Origin of the sequence: Rathayibacter sp. AY1A7 (assembly GCF_002930845.1) — a bacterium.
Lineage (GTDB): Bacteria > Actinomycetota > Actinomycetes > Actinomycetales > Microbacteriaceae > Rathayibacter.
The window spans coordinates 48,389-69,451 of record NZ_PSTL01000002.1 but is presented as its reverse complement, the minus strand read 5'-3'; the positions used below and the strand labels follow the sequence as shown (position 1 = coordinate 69,451).

Here is a 21,063-nt window from a genome sequence, read left to right as displayed (position 1 = left end):
CCGGAGGGCACGCAGGTGACCCGCCCGCTCGCCGGTGTCGACGCGACGGTCGAGGCCGTCCTCCTCGCTCTTCGCGCGGCCCTGGACGGCAGCGGCCCGGCGATCCGCGTCTCCGCCCCCGGCGCTGCGACCGCCTCCGAGGATGGCGTCGTGCCGCAGCGCGTCGCCGTCGTCGTCGAGACCTCGGGCTCGTCGGGGCCGCCCAAGCGGGTCGCGCTCTCGACAGCGGCCCTGCTCACCAGCGCCTCCGCGACCCTCGCCGAGCTGGGCGGGCCGGGACGCTGGCTGCTCTGCCTGCCGACGCACTACGTCGCGGGACTACAGGTGCTCGTCCGCTCGCTGACGGCGGAGGCCGACCCGGTCGTCCTCCCGGCCGGCGGCTTCGACGCGGCGGCCTTCCTCGCTCTCGCTCGGACGATGCCGGCGGGGGAACGGCGGTACTCCTCGCTGGTCCCCGTGCAGCTCGCGAGGCTGCTGGATCTCGCCGAGCGCGATCCGGCCGCGGCCGAGGCGCTCCGCTCGTTCGACGCGCTCCTGATCGGCGGCCAGGCGACGCCGCAGCCGCTGCGGGACCGCGCCGCCGCCCTCGGTGTGCGCATCCGCCTGACCTACGGATCGAGCGAGACGTCCGGTGGCTGCGTCTACGACGGCGTCCCGCTCCACGACGTGCGGATGCGCGTCGAGGACGGGCAGGTGCTGCTCGGCGGGCCGACCCTCGCGGAGGGCTACCTCGACGCCGACGGCGCGATCGACCACGAGCGCAGCGCCGCCGCCTTCCTCGAGATCGACGGGGAGCGCTGGTACCGCACGGGCGACGCGGGGTCGATCGTCGACGGGCGCCTCCGGGTGACCGGTCGGCTCGACCGCGTGATCGTGTCGGGCGGGGAGAAGGTGTCGCTCGACGCCGTCGAGGCCGTGCTGCGCGAGGGGACCGTCCCCGACGCGGTCGTCGTGCGGCGGGCGGACGAGCAGTGGGGCGAGGTCCCGGTCGTCGTGACGGCGGAGGAGGCTCCCCCGCTCACCGACCTGCGCGCCCTGATCGCCGACCGCCTCGGGCGCGCCGCCGCTCCCGCGGCCGTGCTGCCCGTCGGCCGCATCCCCCTCCTCGCCTCCGGGAAGCCCGACCGCCGCGCCCTCGAGGTGCTCGCCGAGCAGGCCTGACCGGCTCCGAGCGTCGACGGGCCGGTGGGTAGGATTCCCTCCGTGTCGAGTACGAGTCGCAAGAAGAAGTCCTCCAGCGGCCGCCCCGGGGGCAGCCCGCGAGCGGTCGTCGTGAAGCCCGCCGGTCCCCGCGAGTGGATCGCCGGCGCCCGCCTCCGCACCCTCCCGCTGGCCGTCGCCCCCGTGCTCATCGGCACCGGAGCGACCCAGGTCGTCGACGAGGGCTGGCACTGGGTGCGCGCCCTGCTCTGCCTGGCCGTCTCGCTCGCCCTGCAGATCGCCGTCAACTACGCCAACGACTACTCCGACGGCGTGCGCGGCACCGACGCCAACCGCGTCGGACCCTCGCGGCTGACCGGCTCCGGAGCGGCGAAGCCCCGCCAGGTGCTCACCGTCGCCCTGGTCTTCTTCGGGATCGCGGCCGTCGCCGGCCTCGTGCTCACCGCCCTCTCGGGGCAGTGGTGGTTCCTGATCGTCGGCGCGGCGGCGATCGCGGCCGGCTGGTTCTACACCGGCGGACGCCGCCCCTACGGCTACCTCGGGCTCGGCGAGCTCTTCGTCTTCGTGTTCTTCGGCCTGGTCGCCACCGTCGGCACCACGTTCGTGCAGATCGGCCGCACCAACCAGGAGTCGTGGCTCGGCGCCGTGGCGGCGGGCCTGTTCGCCTGCGCCGTGCTCATGGTCAACAACATCCGCGACATCCCGACCGACCGCCTCTCGGGCAAGCGGACCCTCGCGGTGCTCGCAGGACCGGCCGTGTCCCGAGCGATCTACACGGGTTTCGTGCTGATCCCGTTCGGCATCGCGGTGATCCTCGCGCTGTTCTACCCGCTGGCGTGGCTGACGCTCTTCGTGCTTCTGATGATCCTGCCGGCCATCCTGATCACCCTGACGGCGAAGACGGCGAAGGAGCTCATCCTGGCGCTGCAGCTGACCAGCCTGGGCGGGCTCGCCTACGCGGTGATCCTCGGGGCGGCGCTGGCGTTCTAGAGCGGCGGCTCGCACGAGGCGGGCTAGGGTGGGCCGGATTCGGGTGAGATCGGCTGTTGCGTGCCGGGCCTGGTGCGAGCGGGGTCAGCGCGTCCGAGGGGAGCCCTCGCCGGCGGGATCGCCCGGCTCAGCGGTCGTCGCGGGTCGCGTCGACCGCGGCGTCCTCGACGTCGTCGTCGGTCGGAGCGCGCGGGACGTCCTTGCGGCGCTCGTAGATCGCCTCCGCGATGCGCTCGCGGGGCTTCCTCAGCAGGATGTAGGAGAGGGACAGGCTCGCGATCGCGGCGACGAAGCCCGCGGTGACCGCGGCCGTCAGCTCCGAGTCGACGAAGGTGCGCGCCGGCAGGTACACCAGCACGAAGACGCCGGCGAACATCGCCAGGCGCAGGAGCGAGTAGACGACGACCGCGCGGCTCAGTTTCACCGGGACAGTGTACGTCGGCCCCTGCACGCGCTTCCGTGAGCACCGTGGGAGCCTCCTGTCCAGCGTCCGTGCGGACCCTCCCCGACGGGGGTGCCGGACGTAGACTCGTGTCCATGATCCGCCTCGTCATCGGCCTGCTCGTGGCCCTCGCCGTCTTCACGGTCTACACCGTGATCGACGTCGCGATGAGCAACCGTCACGCCGTGCGGGCGATCCCGAAGTGGTCCTGGCTCCTGGTGGTGCTGATCCTCCCGGTCATCGGTGCGGGACTGTGGTTCTGGATCGGCCGCCCCCGAAAGCAGCGCGCCGCCGGCCGCCGCTACACCGCTCCGGACGACGACCCCGACTTCCTCGGCACCCTCCGCACCGAGCGCGACCCCGAGGAGGAACGCCTGCAGGCCGAGCGCATCGCCCAGCTCGAGCGCGACCTCGCCGACATGGACGAGCAGGGCGAGGCCGACGGCCCCGGCCGCCGGGATGCCTGAGCACCGGCCGGTCGCCCCCTCCACCCGATTCGCGGTCGACCTCCTGACCCGCTTCGTCGCGCTCGGCGTCCGCGACGTCGTCGTCGCTCCGGGCTCCCGCTCGCAGGCGCTCGCCCTGGTGGCGGCCGAGCTCGAGACCCGCGGCGACGTCCGGCTGCACGTGCGGATCGATGAGCGCTCCGCTGGGTTCCTGGCGCTGGGCCTCGCCCTCGAATCCGGGATGCCGGCGCTCGTCATCACGACCTCCGGCACGGCGACCGCGAACCTGCACCCGGCCGTGCTCGAGGCGGACGCCTCGGACGTGCCGATGATCGTCCTGACCGCCGACCGGCCCGACGAGCTGCGCGGCATCCGCTCGAACCAGACGGCCGAGCAGCGCGAGCTGTACGGGCGAGCCGTGCGGCTGTTCGAGGACGTCGCTGCTCCGGACGACGCCTCCCTGTCCGAGGACGCGCGGGCGCTCGCCGATCGTGCCGTCACCGCGGCGCGCCGCGGGCCGGTCCACCTGAACCTCTCCTTCCGCGATCCGCTCTCCTCCGCTCTGCCGGACATCGAGCGGATCGAACCGGTCTCGTCGCCCGCCGTCGGATCCGGGATCCCGCGTGCCGTCGTGACCGCCGGCCCTGATGAGCCGCTCACGGTCGTCATCGCCGGGGACAAGGCGGGCGCCGCGGCCGAGGAGATCGCTCGCGCCGGCGACTGGCCGCTGCTGGCCGAGGTCTCCTCCGGCGCCCGCTTCGGACCGCAGCTCGTCGTCGCCTGGCGTCGCCTGCTCGGCGAGCCCGACTTCGGCGGACGCATCCGCCGGGCGATCGTGCTCGGACACCCGACGCTCTCCCGCGAGGTCCCCGAGCTGCTGCGGCGCGAGGACGTCGAGGTGATCGTCGTGGACGCCGTGCGCGAGCAGTTCTACAACCCCGGCCGGCGCGCCCGCCGCGTCGGAGGCGTCGACGTGGTCCGCCCCGAGGGGTCGCCGCGTCCCGAGCGCGGCGAGCGCGCTTGGGCCGGATCCTGGGTGTCCGCGAGCCGCGCCCTGACGGTCGACCCCGACGAGCTGGACGAGGTCCCCGACGCCGGGTCGATGTCGGTCGAGGACCGCCGCGGCTACGCGCGCAACGCCCTCGCCGCGATCAGGGCACCGCTCACCCGCGACTTCGTCGTCGCCGCGGTCTGGAAGGTCACCTGGCCGCACGACCGGCTGCTGTTCGGAGCGTCGCGGCTGATCCGCGTCGCCGACGGGACCCTGCCGGGCAAGCGGATATCCGTCCTGGCGAACCGCGGCCTCGCCGGCATCGACGGCACGATCTCGACGGCTCTCGGGATCGCGGTGGCTTCGCAGGCGACCGAGCAGGGAGCGGGCGGAGTCACCCGCGCGGTCCTCGGTGATCTCACTCTGCTCCACGAGGCCGGCGGCCTCCTCCTCCCGCCCGGAGAACGGCGCCCGCGCGTGCAGCTCGTCGTCGTGAACGACGGGGGCGGCACGATCTTCGACGGACTCGAGGTCGCATCGAGCTCGCATCCCGATGCGTTCGATCGCGTGCAGTTCACCCCGCAGAACGCCGATCTGGAGGCTCTCGCGCGCGCTTACGGGTGGGGCCACCGTCGTGCGGCGACGCGCGGCGAGCTGGAGCAGGCGCTGACCTCGCCGGGCGACGGGCCGGGCGTCGTGGAGATCCGGCTCGAGCGCTGAGTCCGCACGGGTCCGGTCGGTCGGTCCTCTACAGGTCGTCGTCGGACGCTGTTCTCCCGGGGACGCCTCGTTCGAGCTCCGCAGCTCGTCTGCTGCTGCTTCGCTGGAGGCATGGCTGATGCGGAGACGGTGCGAGGAGAGGTCCTCGCCCTCGGCGACCGGGCGGCGGCGCTCGCGAGGAGCGCCTCCCCGGTGCTCCTGTCCGCGGCGGAGGCGCTGCACGCGGGACACCGCGCGGCGCTGACCTGTCCCGACGCGTTCGCCCGAGGCTCCTCGACGGACAGCAAGGATGCGACGGACCTCGTCGAACGGTCGATCCGAGCGGAGTTCGCCGTCGCCCTCGGGGTCTCCGAGCGCACCGCCGCCAGGGAGCTGCTGCACGCCTCGCTCCTGATGGAGGAGCTGCCGCGGACCCGCTCCGCGCTCGCCGACGCCAGAATGCGCTGGGAGGCCGGCCAGCTCATCTGCTCCGTCGCGGCGACCCTCCCCGCAGCGGCGCGCGCGGCCTATGACGACCGGGCCGTCGACCTCGCGGAGACGCTGACCCCGGGGCAGCTGCGCCACGCCCTCGCGCGGGTGCGGGAGGAGCTGCACGACGAGCCCCTCGCCGAGCGGCACGCTCGCGCCCGCGAGGACCGCCGGGTGTGGATGACAGCCGGGATCGACGGCATGGCGACGGTCTGCGCGCACGTCCCCGCGCCCGAGGCCGTCGGAGCGCTCGCCCGGCTCGACCGCATCGCGAGGGATCTGCGGGACGGCGCCGAAGGGGACCGCGATCTGCGGACGCTGGCGCAGCTCCGCGCCGATGCGTGGGCCGACCTGCTCAGCCACGGGGACGTGGCGGGGACCACTCCGGAGGGAGCCGCGGCGCCCTCGACCGGGCTGCGGGCCGAGGTGAGAGTCACCGTGGCGGCGAGCACCGCCGCGGGTGACGACGAGGAGGCCGCCGAGCTCGACGGCTACGGGCCGATCCCTGCCGAGACGGTGCGAGCGCTCATCGACGACGACGCCGCCTTCACTCCCGTGCTGACCGACGAGGAGACCGGCGCGGTCGTCTCCGTCGGGCGCCGCCACCGGCTCCCACCGCCGAGGATGAGGCTGCTGGTCCGCCTCCGCGACCAGACCTGCCGCTTCCCGGGCTGCACCCGGCCGGCGTCCTCGACGGAGACCGACCACAGCGTCGAATGGCCGAACGGGGGAGAGACGACTCCCGACAACCTCGCCTCCCTGTGCGTCGCCCACCACCACGTGCGCCACGGCGACCGCTGGACGTATCTGCTCCATCCGGACGGCACAGCGGACTGGACCACACCGACCGGCCGTCGCGTGACGACCCGGCCGCCGGCACTGCCCGGGCGTCCGCCGGTGGGCGCAGGACGACGGCCGGGTGCTCCCCGGCTCGAGAGCGACCCGGCGGGGTAGCCGACGGCTTCAGCGACTCCCGACGTGCGTCATGCCAGCGCGTCGGTGATCGGGCGGAACTTCATGCGGGTCTCGGCGAGCTCGGACTCGGGAACGCTGTCGGCCACGATGCCGGCGCCCGCCCAGGCCGTGACCGCGCCCTCGGCCGTGACCTCGGCGCTGCGGAGTCCGACGGCCCACTCGCCGTCGCCGTTGCCGTCGATCCAGCCGACGGGTCCTGCGTACCGACCGCGGTCGAAGGGCTCCAGGTGCTCGATGAGCGCAAGAGCGTCGGCGGTCGGAGTGCCGGCCACTGCCGCGGTCGGGTGAAGAGCATCGACGAGATCGAGCGCGCTGGAGGAGTCGCCCAGAATTCCTCGCACGTCCGTCGCGAGGTGCCAGAGATTCGGCAGGCGGAGCGTGAACGGGGCGGCGCCCGCCGTCAGCTCCCGTGTGTGGGGCTCGAGTTCCCGGACCAGACTGGCGAGAGCGAAAGCGTGCTCCGAGCGGTCCTTCGGACTCTCGAGCAGAGCGGCCTCCACGTCCGCGTCGGCGAGGGGATCCTCGCCTCGTGCGGCCGTGCCGGCCAACACCCTCGCCGAGATCTCGCCCCGATCGACCGCGACCAGCGTCTCCGGACTGGCGCCGAGGAATCCGTCCACGGCGAAGCCCCAGCAGTCCGGGTACCGCTCGGTGAGCGCACCCAGCATCCGACGCAGGTCCGCCCCCGGCGGGAGCCGCCCCTGCAGATCGCGCGCGATCACGACCTTGGACAGCTCACCCGCCCGGATCGTCTCCACCGCGGCAGCGATCGCCGCGCGGTACCCGTCCGGCGGCAGCGCACCCGGCGAGAGCGGCACGTGGTACTCCGCCCCCAGCGGCTCCTCGCTCGGCGTATACGGTCTCTCCGCCTCGCCGATCGTGATCCGCGTCAGCCATGACCGGCCGTCGCGCGTCCCGATCACGGTGCGCGGCACGATCAGCACGCTCGTCGCCTCGGATCGGCTCGAGAAAGCGAAGGTCCCGAACGCGACCAGCCCCGTCCCGGGCAGTCCGACCCGGTCCTCCACCGTCGCCGCGTCGCAGAGCCGACGCCAGGCCGCCGCGGCATCCCGCAGCCGTTCCGGGCCCGAGAACTCGAGGCGCAGGGCCTCGCCGCGTCCGCTGAGGCCGGCGCCGTCGCGCTGCCAGAGGAGGGGCCGCCTCGGGTCGGAGTGGGAGAGGAGCGACGGCGGAGAGTCCAGTGGAGTCGTCTCCGCACGCAGCAGGGGGGTTCCAGCGCCGATGAGCGTCACCTCAGCAGGGTACGCCCGCGCCAGAAGGTGGGACGTCCCATGCCGCGGGGCTCGGGGCGCAGGGCTCCGTTGCTACCGTGATCCGGTCCGGGGCCGCCGCGCGAGGCGGAGCGGGGCGGTCCCGGCGCTTCCCCAGGGGGGAGCGCGCCGACCGGGCGCGGGACGGCGGATGCACAGCCGCCGTCCCGCGTCTCGCCGTAGACTTGCGGATCGTGACGAAGGCAGACCTCACCAAACGGCCCGACGAGGTCGCCTCGATGTTCGACACCGTGGCTCCCGCCTACGACCTGGTGAACGGACTCCTCTCGGTGGGGAACGACCGGCTCTGGCGGATCGCGACGACTCGCGCCGTCAACCCTGCTCCCGGTGAGCGCATCCTCGACATCGCGGCCGGCACCGGAACGTCGAGCGCGTCGCTGGCGCGGTCGGGCGCCCAGGTCGTCGCAGCCGACTTCTCCCCGGGGATGATCGCCGTCGGCCGTCGCCGTCAGGCGGGCAACGACCGGATCGAGTTCGTCCAGGCCGACGCGATGGACCTCCCGTTCGAGGACGAGTCGTTCGACGCCGTGACCATCTCGTTCGGTCTGCGCAACGTGGCCGAGCCGAGGACGGCGCTCGCCGAGTTCCTGCGTGTGCTGAAGCCCGGCGGCCGGGTCGTGATCTGCGAGTTCTCGACTCCGCCGATCGCTCCGCTGGCCGCCGCGTACGACTTCTACCTGTCGACGGTCATGCCCGCCGTCGTGCGCCTCGCGTCGTCGAACAATCCTGCGTACGACTATCTCGGCGATTCCATCCGGGCCTGGCCGGAGCAGAGCGTCGTCGCCGCCTGGCTCCGCGCGGCGGGCTTCGAGCGCGTGGCCTACCGCGATCTGACCGCTGGCATCGTGGCGCTGCACCGCGGCGTCAAGCCGATCGCGGCGACCCGATGACGACCGGGGTCCGCACAGGCCGAGACGTTAGGGTTTCCCTGTGAACGCCACTGCGCCCGTCGCCCGTCGCAGCCCGTCTCTGACGGCGCAGCTCGGCCTCTCCGAGCGCATCTTCTCCTCCTCGTCGGACCGGGCTCTCGCCCGCGCGATCGACGCGGGTCTGGAGCAGGTCGAGGAGGGTCTCGTCCGGCAGCTGTCCTTCGCGGACGCTGTGGCCGATGTCTCCACCCGGTACCTCCTCGAGGCGGGCGGCAAGCGTGTGCGCCCGATGCTCACCCTCCTGGCCGCGTCGCTGGGCCGCGGCAACACGCCGCAGGTCCTGCTCGGTGCGCAGGCGATCGAGATCACGCATCTCGCATCGCTCTACCACGACGACGTCATGGACGAGGCGGAGAAGCGCCGCGGCGTCCCGTCGGCGCAGACCGTGTGGGGCAACAACGTGGCCATCCTGACGGGCGATCTGCTCTTCGCCCGCGCGAACCAGCTGATGGTCGAGCTCGGCGACAAGGCGATCCGGCTCCAGGCCGACACGTTCGAGCGGCTCGTCCTCGGGCAGCTGCACGAGACGGTCGGCCCGACCGACGGCGAGGACCCGGTCGAGCACTACCTGTCCGTCCTGGCCGACAAGACCGGGTCCCTGATCGCCGCGGCGGGCCGCACGGGAGTCGCGTTCTCGGAGGCTCCGGAGGAGTACGAGGAGGCCATGCGCGTCTTCGGCGAGAAGATCGGCGTCGCCTTCCAGATCGTCGACGACGTGATCGACCTCTCTCCCCAGCCGGAGGAGACCGGCAAGAACCCCGGCACGGACATCCGCGCCGGCGTGTCGACGCTGCCGATCCTGCGCCTGCGCGAGCGCGCCTCCTCGGACAGGGACGCCGCGGCTCTCCTCGCCCGCATCGAGAGCTATGTGAGCCGCTCGAACGACGCCATCGCGCACACGGAGGAGCAGAGCGCCGACATCTCGGACGCCATCGCTCAGCTGCGCGATCACGACGTCACCGCGCAGACCCTCGCCGAGGCCCACCGGTGGGCCGACGAGGCCGTCGCCGCCCTCGCTCCGCTGCCCGACGGCTCCGTCCGCAAGGCGCTGACGCGCTTCGCCGACACCGTCGTCGAGCGCAACGGCTGACCCCGATCGTCGCGGCGCGCCCTGCGCCGCAGGAATGAGACCGGTTGTGCGCTGCGGCGCCCCGGCAGGAGGAACGCAATGACCAAGCTCAGGCTGGCCATCGTCGGCGCGGGTCCCGCGGGCATCTACGCCGCCGACCTCATGATCAAGGCCGAGAAGAAGTACGACGTCTCGATCGATCTGTTCGAGCACCTGCCCGCGCCCTACGGCCTGGTCCGCTACGGCGTGGCGCCCGATCACCCGCGCATCAAGGGGATCATCACCGCGCTGCGGGAGGTGCTCGACCGGGGCGACATCCGCATCTTCGGCAACGTGCACTTCGGGACCGACATCACGCTCGAGGATCTCAAGCGGCACTACCACGCCGTGATCTTCGCGACCGGCGCCGTCCGGGACGCTCCGCTCGACGTCCCGGGTGTCGAGCTCGAGGGCTCCTACGGTGCGGCCGACTTCGTCAGCTGGTTCGACGGCCACCCCGACGTGTCGCGCACCTGGCCGCTGGAGGCGTCCTCCGTCGCTGTCATCGGCAACGGCAACGTGGCGCTCGACGTCTCGCGGATGCTGGCGAAGCACGCCGAGGACCTCCTGCCCACCGAGGTCCCGCCGAACGTCTACGAGGGGCTGAAGGCTTCTCCCGTCACCGACGTGCACGTCTTCGGGCGCCGCGGTCCCGCTCAGGTGAAGTTCACGCCGCTGGAGCTGCGCGAGCTGGGCGAGCTGCGCGACGTCGACATGATCGTCGCCGACGAGGACTTCGACCTCGATCCCGCTTCGGAGGCCGCCATCGCGACCAACAAGCAGGTCATGGTCATCAACCGGGTGCTCAACCAGTGGCGCACCCGCGAGGTCGGGAGCGCCTCGCGTCGTCTCCACCTGCACTTCTGGGCGAAGCCGCTCGAGTTCGTGGACGACGGATCGGGTCGGGTCGGCGCGATCCGGTACGAGCGCACCGAGCCGGACGGCGAGGGCGGAGTGCGCGGCACGGGTGAGATCCGCGAGGTCCCCGTGCAGGCCGTGTACCGCGCGGTCGGCTACTTCGGCTCGCCGCTCGACGGCCTCCCGTTCGACGAGATGCGCGGCGTGATCCCGAACCGCGAGGGCCAGGTCCTGGACGACGAGGACCAGCAGGTCCACGGCGTCTACGCGACCGGCTGGATCAAGCGCGGACCGGTGGGCCTCATCGGGCACACCAAGTCCGACGCCATGGAGACCGTCGCGCACGTGGTCAACGACCAGGCGTCCTGGTGGACGCCCGAGCACCCCGAGGAGGCGGCCGTGGTCGCCCTGCTCGAGGAGCGGGACATCGCCTACACGGATCTCGACGGCTGGCACCGGCTGGACGAGCACGAGATGGCGCTCGGCGAGCCCGAGGGCCGTGCGCGCGTGAAGGTCGTTCCTCGCGAGGACATGATCGCGATATCGCGGGCGGAGCCGGTCGCGCTCTGACGCGTGCTCTCCGAACGGCCCTCCGGTGCACTCCGGGGGGCCGTTCGTCGTTCCGGCGCGGACGCCGCGCACCTCCTCTAGGATTCGGGCACCGCTCTGGACGGAGACAGCATGACCACGGCCGCGCCCCACGACGTCATCCGGGTGCGCGGTGCGCGCCAGAACAACCTCCGGGGGATCGACGTCGACATCCCGAAGCGGAGGATCACCGTGTTCACCGGGGTCTCGGGCTCCGGCAAGTCGTCGCTCGTCTTCGGCACCATCGCGGCCGAGTCCCAGCGCCTCATCAACGAGACCTACTCCGCCTTCGTGCAGCAGTTCATGGGGTCGCCGGCTCGCCCGGACGTGGAGTCGCTCGACGGACTGTCGGCCACGATCGTCGTCGATCAGGAGCGGATGGGGTCGAACGGCCGGTCCACGGTCGGCACGGCGACCGACGCGTACACGATGCTGCGGATCCTCTTCAGCCGGATCGGCGACCCGCACGCGGGCACGAGCGGTGCGTTCTCCTTCAACCTGCCGGAGGGGATGTGCCCCCGGTGCGAGGGGACGGGCCGGGTGTCGAGCATCGACCTCGACGCGCTGATCGACCGCTCGAAGTCGCTCGAGGGCGGTGCTCTCGACGCGATCCCCAACTTCGTCGTCGGCGGCTGGTACTGGAAGGGCCTCGCCGAGTCCGGCCTCTATCCGGCCGATGTGCCGATCGCCGATTTCACGCCCGAGCAGATGGACGCGTTCCTCCACCGTCCGGCCACGAAGATGGCCATCGCCGGGATGACGATGACCTACGAGGGCCTCCTGGTGAAGGTCACCCGCCTCTACCTGGCGAAGGAGGCGGCCCAGCCGCACATCCGCGCCTTCGCCGAGCGGGTGGCCACCTTCGCCGCCTGTCCCGAGTGCGGAGGCGGCCGGCTCACCCGGGTGGCGCTGGAGTCGCGCATCGGGGGCCGGAACATCGCCGAGTGCGCCGCGCTGCAGGCGACCGACCTCGCCGCGTGGCTCCGCGGACTGCAGGCGCCGTCCGTCGCTCCGATCGTCGAGACCCTCCTCGGGACGCTCGACGCCCTCGTCCAGGTCGGCCTCGGCTACCTGTCGCTCGATCGGGAGTCGGGCACCCTCTCGGGCGGTGAGGCGCAGCGGGTCAAGATGGTGCGGCATCTGGGGTCGAGCCTCACGGACGTCACGTACGTCTTCGACGAGCCGACGGCGGGTCTGCACCCGCACGACGTCTCGCGGATGATCGAGCTGCTGCGCCGCCTGCGGGACAAGGGCAACACCGTCCTGGTGGTCGAGCACAAGCCGGAGATCATCGAGATCGCCGATCACGTGGTCGACCTCGGTCCGAGGGCCGGTGCGCACGGCGGCGAGCTGCGGTTCGAGGGGACGGTGGCGCAGCTGCGCACGTCCGACACCCTGACGGGCCGTCATCTCGGTCACCGCGTCCCGCTGAAGGAGGCCGTGCGCCGTCCGACCGGGGCGGTGGAGATCCGCGGGGCCTCCACGCACAACCTCCGCGGCGTCGACGTGGACGTCCCGCTGGGCGTGCTGACCGTCGTCACCGGAGTCGCCGGCTCGGGCAAGTCGTCGCTCCTGCACGGCTCGCTCGCGGGTCGGCCGGGCGTGGTGGTGGCCGACCAGTCGCCGATCCGCGGCTCGCGGCGCAGCAATCCGGCGACCTACACCGGGGTCCTCGACGCGATCCGGGCGGCCTTCGCGAAGGCGAACGGTGTGAGACCGGCGCTCTTCAGCGCGAACTCGGCAGGCGCCTGCCCCGTCTGCAAGGGGGCCGGGATGATCTTCACCGAGCTGGGCCCCGCCGCGACGGTCTCGTCGGTCTGCGAGGAGTGCGACGGCAAGCGGTTCACCGCTGAGGTGCTCGAGTACCGCCTCCGCGGGAGGAACATCCACGAGGTGCTCTCGATGCCGATCGTCGACGCCGCGGAGTTCTTCGCGAGCGGACCGGCGCACACGGTGCTCGCCCGTCTCGTCGACGTCGGTCTCGGCTACCTCACGCTCGGACAGCCGTTGAACACGCTGTCCGGGGGTGAGCGTCAGCGCCTCAAGCTCGCGATCAACATGGCCTCGTCCGGATCCGTCTACCTGCTCGACGAGCCGACCACGGGCCTGCACCTCGCGGACGTCGACACGCTGCTCGGACTGCTCGACCGGCTGGTCGACTCCGGGAACTCGGTCGTGGTGATCGAGCACCACCGCGCCCTGATGGCGCACGCGGACTGGATCATCGACGTGGGGCCCGGAGCCGGGCACGACGGAGGGACGATCGTCTTCGAGGGGACTCCGGTCGGGCTCGCGGCGGCGGACACGCTGACCGGACGCGCCCTCGCCGAGTACGCGCGCTGACGCGTCCGCAGCCGCGACGTCCGCGGGTCAGCGCGAGAACGGGCCGGACAGGGCCGCCCACTGCAGGAGCATGATCGTCTTCGCGTCGACGATCTGCACGCCGATCTGGGTCAGCGCCTCGTCGAACGAGAGCTCGAGTACCTCGATGTCCTCGCCCTCGTCGGCGAGTCCCGCGAACGCTCCGCTGCGGGTGCCCGCGCGGTAGCGGCCGGCGTAGAAGTGCAGCTTCTCGGTGACCGAGCCAGGGCTCATGAACGCGTCGAACACGTGCTCGAGCCGGCCGACCTCGAGTCCGGTCTCCTCGGACGCCTCGCGGCGGGCGCCCTCCTCGGGCCCGTCCTCGTCCAGGAGACCGGCGGGCACTTCGAGGAGCATCCCGTCGAGGTCGCCGTTCACGTACGCGGGGTAGCGGAACTGCCGGATCAAAACGACGGTGCGCGCGTCGGCGTCGTAGAGCAGGACCGCCGCGCCGTTACCCCGGTCGTAGGTCTCGCGCTGCTCGCTGGTCCAGCTGCCGTCGCGGTGCCGGTAGTCGAAGCGGGTGGTGCGGAGGACGTACCAGTCGCTCGAGAGGAGGGTGACCTCCTTCACGACGACGTCGGGGTTCCCGACGAGGTCGAGGCCCTCCCGGTCGAGTCCGGTGCGGCCCCGCCGGTCGGGCTCGTCGATGCCGGCGGTCACGCGCGTGCTCCCGTGTGCGTCATTCCTCAGCGGAAGTTGACGAACTGGAGGTCGAGCTCGAGGTCGGCCCCGCGCAGGAGCGCCATGGTCGCCTGGAGGTCGTCGCGGCTCTTCGAGGAGACGCGGAGCTCGTCGCCCTGGATCTGCGACTTGACCGACTTCGGCGCCTCGTCGCGGATGAGCTTGTTGATCTTCTTCGCGTGCTCCTGGTCGATGCCCTCCTTGAGGGTGGCCTCGATCCGGTACTCCTTGCCGGACGCGAAGGGCTCGCCCGCATCGAGGCTCTTGAGGCTGATGCCGCGCTTGATCAGCTTCGACTGGAAGACGTCGAGGATGGCGTTCGCCCGCTCCTCGGTGTTGGCCTTGATCAGGATCTTCTCGCCGCTCCAGGCGATCGAGGCGCCGACGTTCTTGAAGTCGTAGCGCTGCTCGACCTCCTTGTGGGCCTGGTTCAGGGCGTTGTCCGCCTCCATCTTGTCGATCTTGCTGACGACGTCGAACGTTGAATCTGCCATGGCTCCGAGTTTAGCTTTCAGGCGTGGCGGAGCCCGGCCCCAGGCGCGGCTGGTACCTCTGAGGGGTGCGCCGCCTCCCCGTTCTCGTCCTCGTCCCGCTCGCCGGCCTCCTCCTGGCCGGCTGCGGCCAGCGGCCGCCCGCGCTGACGGTCGAGGAGGGCCTGGCCACCGTCCCTCCCGCGGCGACCGCTCCCGTCGCGGCCGACCCCGTCGTGCTGGAGGATCCCGAGCAGGCCGCGGCGACGCCGGTGCGCCTGCTCGCCGACGAGGCGTGGCTGGGCACGGCGTCCGAGGGGAGCGGCATCCCGCTGCGCGCGCTCACCGCCTACGCGGGCACGGCCCTCCTCACGGCGTCGGTCGACCCCGACTGCCGGTTGGACTGGGCGACCCTGGCCGGCATCGGCTACGTCGAGAGCAGGCACGGCACGATCGACGGCGGCGAGCTGGGCGAGGACGGGCGGCCGACGGAGCCGATCTACGGTCCGCGCCTGGACGGAACGCGCTTCGACCGGGTCCCCGACAACGACGGCGGGGCTCTGGACGGCGACGCCGAGGTCGACCGGGCGATGGGTCCGCTGCAGATCATCCCCGCGACGTGGATGGCGTGGGCGTCGAGCGGATGGGATCCGCAGAACGTGGACCAGCAGGCGGTGACCGCCGCCCGGTACCTCTGCGACGCCGGCGGCGACCTCTCGACGGAGTCGGGATGGCGGGCGGCGATCGCGGCCTACAACCCGGCCGGGAGCTACGCGGGGAAGGTCGCGGAGGCGGCGTCCCGCTACGCGGCGGAGGCGGACTGAGGCCTCGCGGCACCGATTTCCGATCCGCCGGTCGCGTGGGTATCCTTGCTGAGCGCCTCCGGTTGTGAACACGCGGTCGGGTGCGCCACGGCGAGTTACCCTAGCGGCCAAAGGGATCTGACTGTAAATCAGACGGCGTAGCCTTCGGGGGTTCGAATCCCTCACTCGCCACCGAGCAGGAACACCCAGCAGACGCCCCGACATCACGAGATGCACGGGGCGTTCCGCATATCGGGGGATCGCCGTTCCGGCGGAGTGCCTTTCCGGGGGAGCACCGGTCCGGCGGATCGCCGGGCCCGGCGTCTTCGTCCCGTCGCACCCCGCACGCCGTCGGCCCGGCTTCCGCGGTCGCCCGGCCCGCGCTGTCGGCCCGGCCCGCGCCGTCGCCTCAGCCCCGCGCCTCCTGCTCCAGGAACCCCGCGAGGGAGAGCGGCGGCCGTCCGGTCAGCCGCTCGACGTCGCCCGAGACGTGCTCCAGCTGTCCGGCGGCGATCGCGGAGTAGGTGCTGACCCAGGCGTCCAGCTGCCAGTCCTGTGCGTTCCAGCGGCGGCGTGACGCGTACGCCTCCTCGAGGGTCTCGTCGACGTACACGGCGGGGCGGCCCGCCGCCGTCAGTGTCGCGGCGACCTCGTCGAGGGTGAGGGCCTCGGGCCCGGTCAGCTCGTAGGCGGCTCCGCGGTGTTCGGAGGGGGAGCGGAGGACCGCGGCGGCGGCGCGGGCCACATCCTCGCGCGCGACGACGGCGGCCCGGCCCGTTCCCGCGGGTCCGCGGATCGCGCCGTCCTCGCCGAGCATCGCGGGCAGGAAGTCGAGGTAGAGGTTGTCGCGGAGGAACGTCCAGCCCATGCCGGAGCGGCGGATCGCGTCCTCGGTGGCCGCGTGGTCTCGGGCGAGGGTGAAGACCGCGTCGGGTGCGGCTCCGGCGAAGGAGGTGTAGACGACGTGCTCGACACCCGCGGCGGCGGCTGCGTCGACGAACGCGAGGTGCTCGGCGCGGCGCTCCTCGTTCTCGGAGGCGGAGACCATCAGGAGGAGGCGCACGCCCTCGAGCGAGTCGCCCGCGTCGGCGAAGGAGGAGCGCACCACCTCGGCCCCGGGGAGCTCGGGCGCGCGGGACGGGTCGCGGACCAGCAGGCGGAGGGCGTGACCGGCGTCGGCGAGCTCGCGCGCGACGCGACCGCCCACGGCTCCGGTGGCTCCCGTGAGGGCGATAGGGGTGCTCATCCCCTCATGATGGGCCCGATCCCTAGGCTGGGGCCATGAGCGACAACGCCCCCCTCCTCGCCATCGCCCGCTCGATCGCCGTCGAGGCGGCGCATCTCGCCCGCCAGCGGCGGCAGGACGGTGTCGAGATCGCCGCGTCGAAGTCGTCCCCGGAGGACGTGGTGACGGCCGCGGACCGGGAGGTCGAGGAGCTGATCCGCCGGCGCCTGGCCGAGGCGCGTCCGGACGACGGCTTCCTCGGCGAGGAGTCGGGGTCGGGGGGCGGCACGAGCGGGCTGACCTGGGTCGTCGATCCGATCGACGGGACCGTCAACTACCTCTACGGCATCCCCTCCTACGCGGTCAGCATCGCTGTGGTGGAGGGGGAGCCGGATCCCGCGACCTGGACCGCGCTCGCCGGCGCGGTCGTGAACGGAGCGACGGGCGAGGTGACCACGGCCAGCCGAGGCGGGGGAGCCGAGCGGGACGGAGTCGTGCTGCAGGTCTCGGCTCCCTCCTCCCTCTCGCTCGCGCTGGTGGGCACCGGCTTCGGCTACGACGCGGGCCGCCGGATGCGTCAGGGCGCCGTGGTGCAGGAGCTCCTGGGCTCGGTCCGCGACATCCGCCGCATCGGCTCGGCGGCGCTCGACCTGTGCTCGGTGGCCACCGGGCAGCTGAACGCGTACTACGAGCGGGGCCTGAACCCGTGGGACCTCGCTGCGGGCGCCCTCATCGCCGAGGAGGCGGGTGCGCGGGTCGCGGGACTCGACGGCGCACCCTTCGGCTCCGGGCTGCTCATCGCGGCACCGGATCCTCTCTTCGCCGAGCTGGAGGATCTGCTGCGCCGCCTGCGCGCGGACGAGGTGTAACCGCTCTCCCAGGCCGAGCCGACACGGATTCCGTGCGCCGAGAGGCGGATCGGCGCAGGATCCCGCCGGGGCTCGCCGCGCGTCGTGCCCCGATCGCGCCTGTGCGCGGCGGCCTCTGGCCGGATCCCGCCGGCCGTGGTTATCCTTTATGAATTCGTGATGTTCGCACAGGCTGCGCTCACGGAGCCGAGCGGTGCCTCTCCCTGGAGGCCCGCTCGTCCCCTGCCCCCGACGGAAGACATCGATTTCGTGAGCCCCGATTCGCCCGCCCCCGCTGCCCCTGCATCGACCCCCGGCGAATCGACTCCACCCCTCTCCCGTCGCGAGCTCCGCGAGCGCGAGCGCGCTCTGGCCCTCGCCTCCGACGTCTCGCTGGCGAGCGGCTCCGACGACCTCCTCGCGGCTCCGACGGCGGAGCAGCTGCGCGAAGCGGAGCGCCGCGTCGCCTCGATCCGCAGCGCCCCGGCCCCCGTCCCCGCACCGCGCGCGACGCCGCTCCGGCCCGTGCGCCGGGCCCGGGTCGGCGGACTCGTCGCCCTCTCCTTCGTCGCGGCCATCGTGGCGGCGACCTCTCTGCCGGCCACATCGCTCCTGACCGCGGAGGACGTGCAGGCGCAGAGCCTCTCGACCCCCTTCGGCGCCGACGCCCGCCGCGGCGCGCAGTCGTTCGTCGCCGGCGAGGTCAGCGCCGAGACGGTCGCCCGCGACGGGTTCGGCGTGCAGGAGCGCAAGACGCAGACCAACGTCGCCGACATCGTCCGCACCTCCGACACCGGTTTCACGAACGACCCGAACGCGTCCATCCAGTGGCCCTTCGCCGTCGGCGTGCCGGTGGGCGACCGCTTCGGCTACCGCAACTGCGCGGGCTGCTCGGTGAACCACGGCGGCACCGACTTCAACCCGGGCGACGGCTCGCCCATCCAGGCGATCGCCGACGGCGTCGTGCGCACGGTCATCGACGGCGAGGGCTCGCTCGGCGTGCACGTGATCGTCGACCACGAGATCGACGGGCAGCTCGTCTCGAGCGTGTACGCGCACATGCAGCACGGCTCGGCGGCCGTGTCCGAGGGCGACCCGGTGAAGGTCGGTCAGCTCCTCGGCCTGGTGGGCACGACCGGCATGTCGACCGGCCCGCACCTGCACTTCGAGATCCGCCTCGACGGCGTGACGAAGGTCGACTCCTACCTCTGGCTCAAGGCCAACGCCGGGCGCTGAACCGGCGGCGGGACGCGGGCGCCGCCGGGCGGACCCCGCGGCCCGCTACTCCGCGCGCAGCCAGACCGTGGTGTCGGCGGGCAGCGCCGGCTCGTGCAGCTCCTCCGAGGACAGCACCACGGAGCCGACGGGCAGCTCGACCGGAGCCTCGCCGAGGTTCGCGATCACCGTGACTGTTCCGTTGCGGAACGCCACGACGTCCTCCGGGTACCCCTCGAGCCACTCGACGGCGCCGGAGCCCAGGTCCTCGGCGCGGCGCACCGCGAGCAGGGACCGGTACAGCTCGAGCGTCGAGCCCTCGACACCGCGCTGGCGGTCGCGGGCGAGCGGCGCCCAGTCGCCGGGCTGCGGCAGCCAGGAGTCGCCGGTGCCGCTGAAGCCGTACGCGGGCGCGTCCGCCTCCCACGGGATCGGCACCCGGCAGCCGTCGCGGCCGTAGCGCTCGCCGCCCGTGCGGAACCAGGTCGGGTCCTGACGCGCCGAGTCCGGCAGGTCGATCGCCTCGGGGAGCCCGAGCTCCTCGCCCTGGTAGACGTAGGCGGAGCCGGGGAGCGCGAGCATGAGGGCGGTCGCGGAACGAGCGCGGCGCAGCCCCAGGACGGGGTCGGGGAGTCCGGGGGTGCGCGGGCCGATGCCGTAGCCCTGCGGGTTGTCGGACGTCAGGGCCAGGCGGCTCGCGTGGCGCACGACGTCGTGGTTCGACAGCACCCACGTCGACGGGGCGCCGACGGCGGCGAAGGCCTCGACGGAGGAGTCGATGATGTCGCGGAGGGCGGGTGCGCTCCACGGGGTCTCGAGGTAGGCGAAGTTGAAGGCCTGGTGCATCTCGTCGGGGCGGACCCAGCGGGCGAGCTTGGAGAGGGGCTGCACCCACGCCTCGGCGCAGAGCACGCGGTCGTCCGGGTACTCGGCGAGCAGGGAGTGCCAGTCGCGGTAGATCTCGTGGACGCCGTCCTGCGCCCAGTAGGGGGCGGTGGCGGGCTCCGCGCCGTCGGCGGGAGCGACTCCGCCCATCGACCCGCTGTCGGCGGGCGGCGTGTAGTCGGGCAGCCCCTCGGCCTTGATCATCCCGTGCGCGACGTCGACGCGGAAGCCGTCGACGCCGCGGTCGAGCCAGAAGCGGAGGACCTCCCGGAAGCGCTCGCGCACCCACTCGTTCGTCCAGTCGAAGTCGGGCTGCGAGGTGTCGAAGAGGTGCAGGTACCACTGGCCGGCCGAGCCGTCGGGCTCCATGACGCGGGTCCACGCGGGGCCGCCGAAGACCGACTCCCAGTTGTTCGGGGGCAGCTCGCCCGACTCGCCCCGGCCGTCGCGGAACAGGTAGCGCGCCCGCTCGGCGCTGCCCGCGGGAGCGGCGAGCGCCTCCTGGAACCAGCGGTGGGCGCTGGAGGAGTGGTTGGGGACGAGGTCGACGATGATCCGGATGCCCAGGGCGTGAGCGCGGGCGAGCATCGCGTCGAAGTCGGCGAGGGTGCCGAAGAGCGGATCGACGTCGCAGTAGTCGGCGACGTCGTAGCCCGCGTCCTTCTGCGGCGAGGTCATGAAGGGCGAGAGCCAGATCGCGTCGACGCCGAGCTCGGCGAGGCTCTCGAGGCGCGAGGCGATGCCGGGCAGGTCGCCGATGCCGTCGCCGTCCGCGTCCGCGAAGGAGCGCGGGTAGATCTGGTAGATGACGGCGGTGCGCCACCACTCGGCTGCCCGGCGGTGCTCGGCCTCGGAGTCGGGGCCGGGGGAGTTCTCGGGCGCGCCGGAGAGAGCGGAGTCCAGGGTCATGGGGTCGAGTTTATCGGGCGGCTCAGGGGCGCCGGGGGCACGCCCTCCGCCGTCCCGTACAGTCGACGGGTGATCGATGAGACGCCGGACGAGGCCCGAGCCCGACGCCGACGGGCGCTGCTGTGGGTGGTGCCGCTGCTGGTACTGCTGGTCGGCGGCCTGGTCGCCGTCACCCTCGCGATCGGCGGATTCGCGCTGCGCAGCATGACCGGCGCCTCCGCCGTGCAGCTCGTCCTCGTCGCCTAGGCGGTTGCGGCCGGGCCGTCCTCGTCCTCGGGCGGGGGCGCGGAGGAGGTGCGCGCCCGCTCCTCGGACGCGTGCGCGGTCTCGGGCCCGGTCGCGCGGGCCTGCTCGTCGGCGCGGGTGACCGCCTCCGCGAGCTCGTCGGCGACGAGGTACCCGGGAGAGACGGCCTCGGCCCGGTAGGCCGCCCGGCCGACCATGTGCGCCGAGACGGGCACGGTCAGCAGCTGGAAGCCGATCACCAGCACGATGGTCCCCGCGGCGGCGAAGCCGGGGTTCCGGATGGCGACCGCGAGCATCACGCAGATCAGTCCGAGCACCTGCGGCTTCGTGCCCGCGTGCATCCGGGAGAGCAGGTCGTCGAACCGCATCAGGCCGATCGCGGCCAGCAGCGAGAGCAGGGCGCCGACCAGCAGCAGCACAGCGGTGAGCACGTCGAAGAACAGGTCCAT

20 protein-coding genes and 1 tRNA gene are annotated in these 21,063 nt (G+C 72.8%); 14 read left to right on the top strand and 7 right to left on the bottom strand.

The annotated features are described in order from the left end of the window. The first annotated feature begins 15 nt into the window (after positions 1–15). On the top strand, positions 16–1,161 hold the full coding sequence (locus C5B95_RS02500) for an AMP-binding protein (protein WP_181067975.1): 1,146 nt from the start codon (positions 16–18) through the stop codon (positions 1,159–1,161). A gap of 42 nt (positions 1,162–1,203) precedes the next feature. Further along, positions 1,204–2,151 (top strand): 1,4-dihydroxy-2-naphthoate polyprenyltransferase, encoded by a 948-nt coding sequence (locus C5B95_RS02495; protein WP_374953116.1) that lies wholly within the window; start codon positions 1,204–1,206, stop codon positions 2,149–2,151. 127 nt (positions 2,152–2,278) lie between these two features. On the opposite strand, the gene C5B95_RS02490 is transcribed toward C5B95_RS02495, so the two are convergent. Beyond that, positions 2,279–2,575, bottom strand: a complete 297-nt coding sequence (locus C5B95_RS02490) for a DUF4229 domain-containing protein (RefSeq protein ID WP_104239140.1) — start codon at positions 2,573–2,575, stop codon at positions 2,279–2,281. Between the two features lie 113 nt (positions 2,576–2,688). Between C5B95_RS02490 and C5B95_RS02485 the strand changes: the two genes are divergently transcribed. From C5B95_RS02485 to C5B95_RS02475, 3 genes are all read left to right on the top strand, one after another. Then, entirely contained in the window at positions 2,689–3,060 is a 372-nt protein-coding gene (locus C5B95_RS02485) for a PLD nuclease N-terminal domain-containing protein (protein WP_104225908.1), read from the top strand. Continuing rightward, positions 3,053–4,750 carry a 2-succinyl-5-enolpyruvyl-6-hydroxy-3-cyclohexene-1-carboxylic-acid synthase gene (menD, locus tag C5B95_RS02480; RefSeq protein WP_104348403.1) on the top strand — a complete coding sequence of 566 codons (1,698 nt, stop codon included), beginning with the start codon at positions 3,053–3,055 and terminating at the stop codon, positions 4,748–4,750. Before C5B95_RS02485 ends, menD begins: the two co-directional genes overlap by 8 nt. Before the next feature lie 111 nt (positions 4,751–4,861). Then, positions 4,862–6,172: an HNH endonuclease signature motif containing protein gene (locus C5B95_RS02475; protein ID WP_104348402.1), complete on the top strand. Its 1,311-nt coding sequence runs from the start codon at positions 4,862–4,864 to the stop codon at positions 6,170–6,172. Positions 6,173–6,201: 29 nt separating this feature from the next. Here C5B95_RS02475 and C5B95_RS02470 read toward each other — a convergent pair whose 3' ends face one another. After that, the gene (locus C5B95_RS02470; RefSeq protein WP_374954247.1) at positions 6,202–7,446 is read right to left on the bottom strand and encodes an isochorismate synthase MenF; all 1,245 of its coding nucleotides are present in this window, start codon (positions 7,444–7,446) and stop codon (positions 6,202–6,204) included. A 212-nt stretch (positions 7,447–7,658) separates the two neighbouring features. Between C5B95_RS02470 and ubiE the strand changes: the two genes are divergently transcribed. The 4 genes from ubiE (at position 7,659) to C5B95_RS02450 (ending at position 13,311) form a co-directional block, all read left to right on the top strand. Then, a complete protein-coding gene (gene ubiE, locus C5B95_RS02465; protein ID WP_104226060.1) occupies positions 7,659–8,375 on the top strand; it encodes a bifunctional demethylmenaquinone methyltransferase/2-methoxy-6-polyprenyl-1,4-benzoquinol methylase UbiE in 717 nt (238 codons plus the stop codon). Between the two features lie 40 nt (positions 8,376–8,415). After that, positions 8,416–9,504, top strand: coding sequence for a polyprenyl synthetase family protein (locus C5B95_RS02460; RefSeq protein WP_104223602.1), 1,089 nt, complete (start codon positions 8,416–8,418; stop codon positions 9,502–9,504). Positions 9,505–9,582: 78 nt separating this feature from the next. Next, entirely contained in the window at positions 9,583–10,950 is a 1,368-nt protein-coding gene (locus tag C5B95_RS02455; protein ID WP_104348401.1) for an FAD-dependent oxidoreductase, read from the top strand. Positions 10,951–11,061: 111 nt separating this feature from the next. Then, positions 11,062–13,311 (top strand): excinuclease ABC subunit UvrA, encoded by a 2,250-nt coding sequence (locus C5B95_RS02450; RefSeq protein WP_104348400.1) that lies wholly within the window; start codon positions 11,062–11,064, stop codon positions 13,309–13,311. A 27-nt stretch (positions 13,312–13,338) separates the two neighbouring features. Here the strand turns inward: C5B95_RS02450 and C5B95_RS02445 are convergent, their stop codons facing one another. Together C5B95_RS02445 and C5B95_RS02440 are read right to left on the bottom strand one after the other, a co-directional pair. Further along, positions 13,339–13,992: an NUDIX domain-containing protein gene (locus C5B95_RS02445; RefSeq protein ID WP_104282427.1), complete on the bottom strand. Its 654-nt coding sequence runs from the start codon at positions 13,990–13,992 to the stop codon at positions 13,339–13,341. A 26-nt stretch (positions 13,993–14,018) separates the two neighbouring features. Then, entirely contained in the window at positions 14,019–14,507 is a 489-nt protein-coding gene (locus tag C5B95_RS02440; RefSeq protein WP_104223606.1) for a YajQ family cyclic di-GMP-binding protein, read from the bottom strand. Positions 14,508–14,572: 65 nt separating this feature from the next. Here C5B95_RS02440 and C5B95_RS02435 point away from each other — a divergent pair, with 65 nt between their 5' ends. Beyond that, positions 14,573–15,307: a hypothetical protein gene (locus C5B95_RS02435; RefSeq protein ID WP_104348399.1), complete on the top strand. Its 735-nt coding sequence runs from the start codon at positions 14,573–14,575 to the stop codon at positions 15,305–15,307. A gap of 89 nt (positions 15,308–15,396) precedes the next feature. Continuing rightward, positions 15,397–15,478 (top strand) — tRNA-Tyr (locus C5B95_RS02430). A 217-nt stretch (positions 15,479–15,695) separates the two neighbouring features. Here C5B95_RS02430 and C5B95_RS02425 read toward each other — a convergent pair. Next, positions 15,696–16,532 carry an SDR family oxidoreductase gene (locus C5B95_RS02425; protein ID WP_104348398.1) on the bottom strand — a complete coding sequence of 279 codons (837 nt, stop codon included), beginning with the start codon at positions 16,530–16,532 and terminating at the stop codon, positions 15,696–15,698. A 35-nt stretch (positions 16,533–16,567) separates the two neighbouring features. Between C5B95_RS02425 and C5B95_RS02420 the strand changes: the two genes are divergently transcribed. Next, a complete protein-coding gene (locus C5B95_RS02420; protein WP_104247938.1) occupies positions 16,568–17,380 on the top strand; it encodes an inositol monophosphatase family protein in 813 nt (270 codons plus the stop codon). 249 nt (positions 17,381–17,629) lie between these two features. After that, entirely contained in the window at positions 17,630–18,595 is a 966-nt protein-coding gene (locus C5B95_RS02415; protein WP_181067974.1) for a M23 family metallopeptidase, read from the top strand. Positions 18,596–18,640: 45 nt separating this feature from the next. Here the strand turns inward: C5B95_RS02415 and C5B95_RS02410 are convergent, their stop codons facing one another. After that, positions 18,641–20,368: a glycoside hydrolase family 13 protein gene (locus C5B95_RS02410; RefSeq protein ID WP_104348397.1), complete on the bottom strand. Its 1,728-nt coding sequence runs from the start codon at positions 20,366–20,368 to the stop codon at positions 18,641–18,643. A 69-nt stretch (positions 20,369–20,437) separates the two neighbouring features. Between C5B95_RS02410 and C5B95_RS17315 the strand changes: the two genes are divergently transcribed. Then, entirely contained in the window at positions 20,438–20,614 is a 177-nt protein-coding gene (locus tag C5B95_RS17315) for a hypothetical protein (protein WP_159939698.1), read from the top strand. Here C5B95_RS17315 and mnhG read toward each other — a convergent pair. After that, positions 20,611–21,063: a monovalent cation/H(+) antiporter subunit G gene (mnhG, locus tag C5B95_RS02405; RefSeq protein WP_244229587.1), complete on the bottom strand. Its 453-nt coding sequence runs from the start codon at positions 21,061–21,063 to the stop codon at positions 20,611–20,613. The genes C5B95_RS17315 and mnhG overlap by 4 nt on opposite strands.

Coding starts and splice junctions, on each gene's coding strand:
- C5B95_RS02485 (WP_104225908.1), top strand. CDS start 2,689: ATGATCCGCCTCGTCATCGGCCTGCTCGTGGCCCTCGCCGTCTTCACG.
- menD (WP_104348403.1), top strand. CDS start 3,053: ATGCCTGAGCACCGGCCGGTCGCCCCCTCCACCCGATTCGCGGTCGAC.
- C5B95_RS02475 (WP_104348402.1), top strand. CDS start 4,862: ATGGCTGATGCGGAGACGGTGCGAGGAGAGGTCCTCGCCCTCGGCGAC.
- C5B95_RS02455 (WP_104348401.1), top strand. CDS start 9,583: ATGACCAAGCTCAGGCTGGCCATCGTCGGCGCGGGTCCCGCGGGCATC.
- C5B95_RS02450 (WP_104348400.1), top strand. CDS start 11,062: ATGACCACGGCCGCGCCCCACGACGTCATCCGGGTGCGCGGTGCGCGC.
- C5B95_RS02440 (WP_104223606.1), bottom strand. CDS start 14,507: ATGGCAGATTCAACGTTCGACGTCGTCAGCAAGATCGACAAGATGGAG.
- C5B95_RS02425 (WP_104348398.1), bottom strand. CDS start 16,532: ATGAGCACCCCTATCGCCCTCACGGGAGCCACCGGAGCCGTGGGCGGT.
- C5B95_RS02420 (WP_104247938.1), top strand. CDS start 16,568: ATGAGCGACAACGCCCCCCTCCTCGCCATCGCCCGCTCGATCGCCGTC.
- C5B95_RS02410 (WP_104348397.1), bottom strand. CDS start 20,368: ATGACCCTGGACTCCGCTCTCTCCGGCGCGCCCGAGAACTCCCCCGGC.
- mnhG (WP_244229587.1), bottom strand. CDS start 21,063: ATGGACCTGTTCTTCGACGTGCTCACCGCTGTGCTGCTGCTGGTCGGC.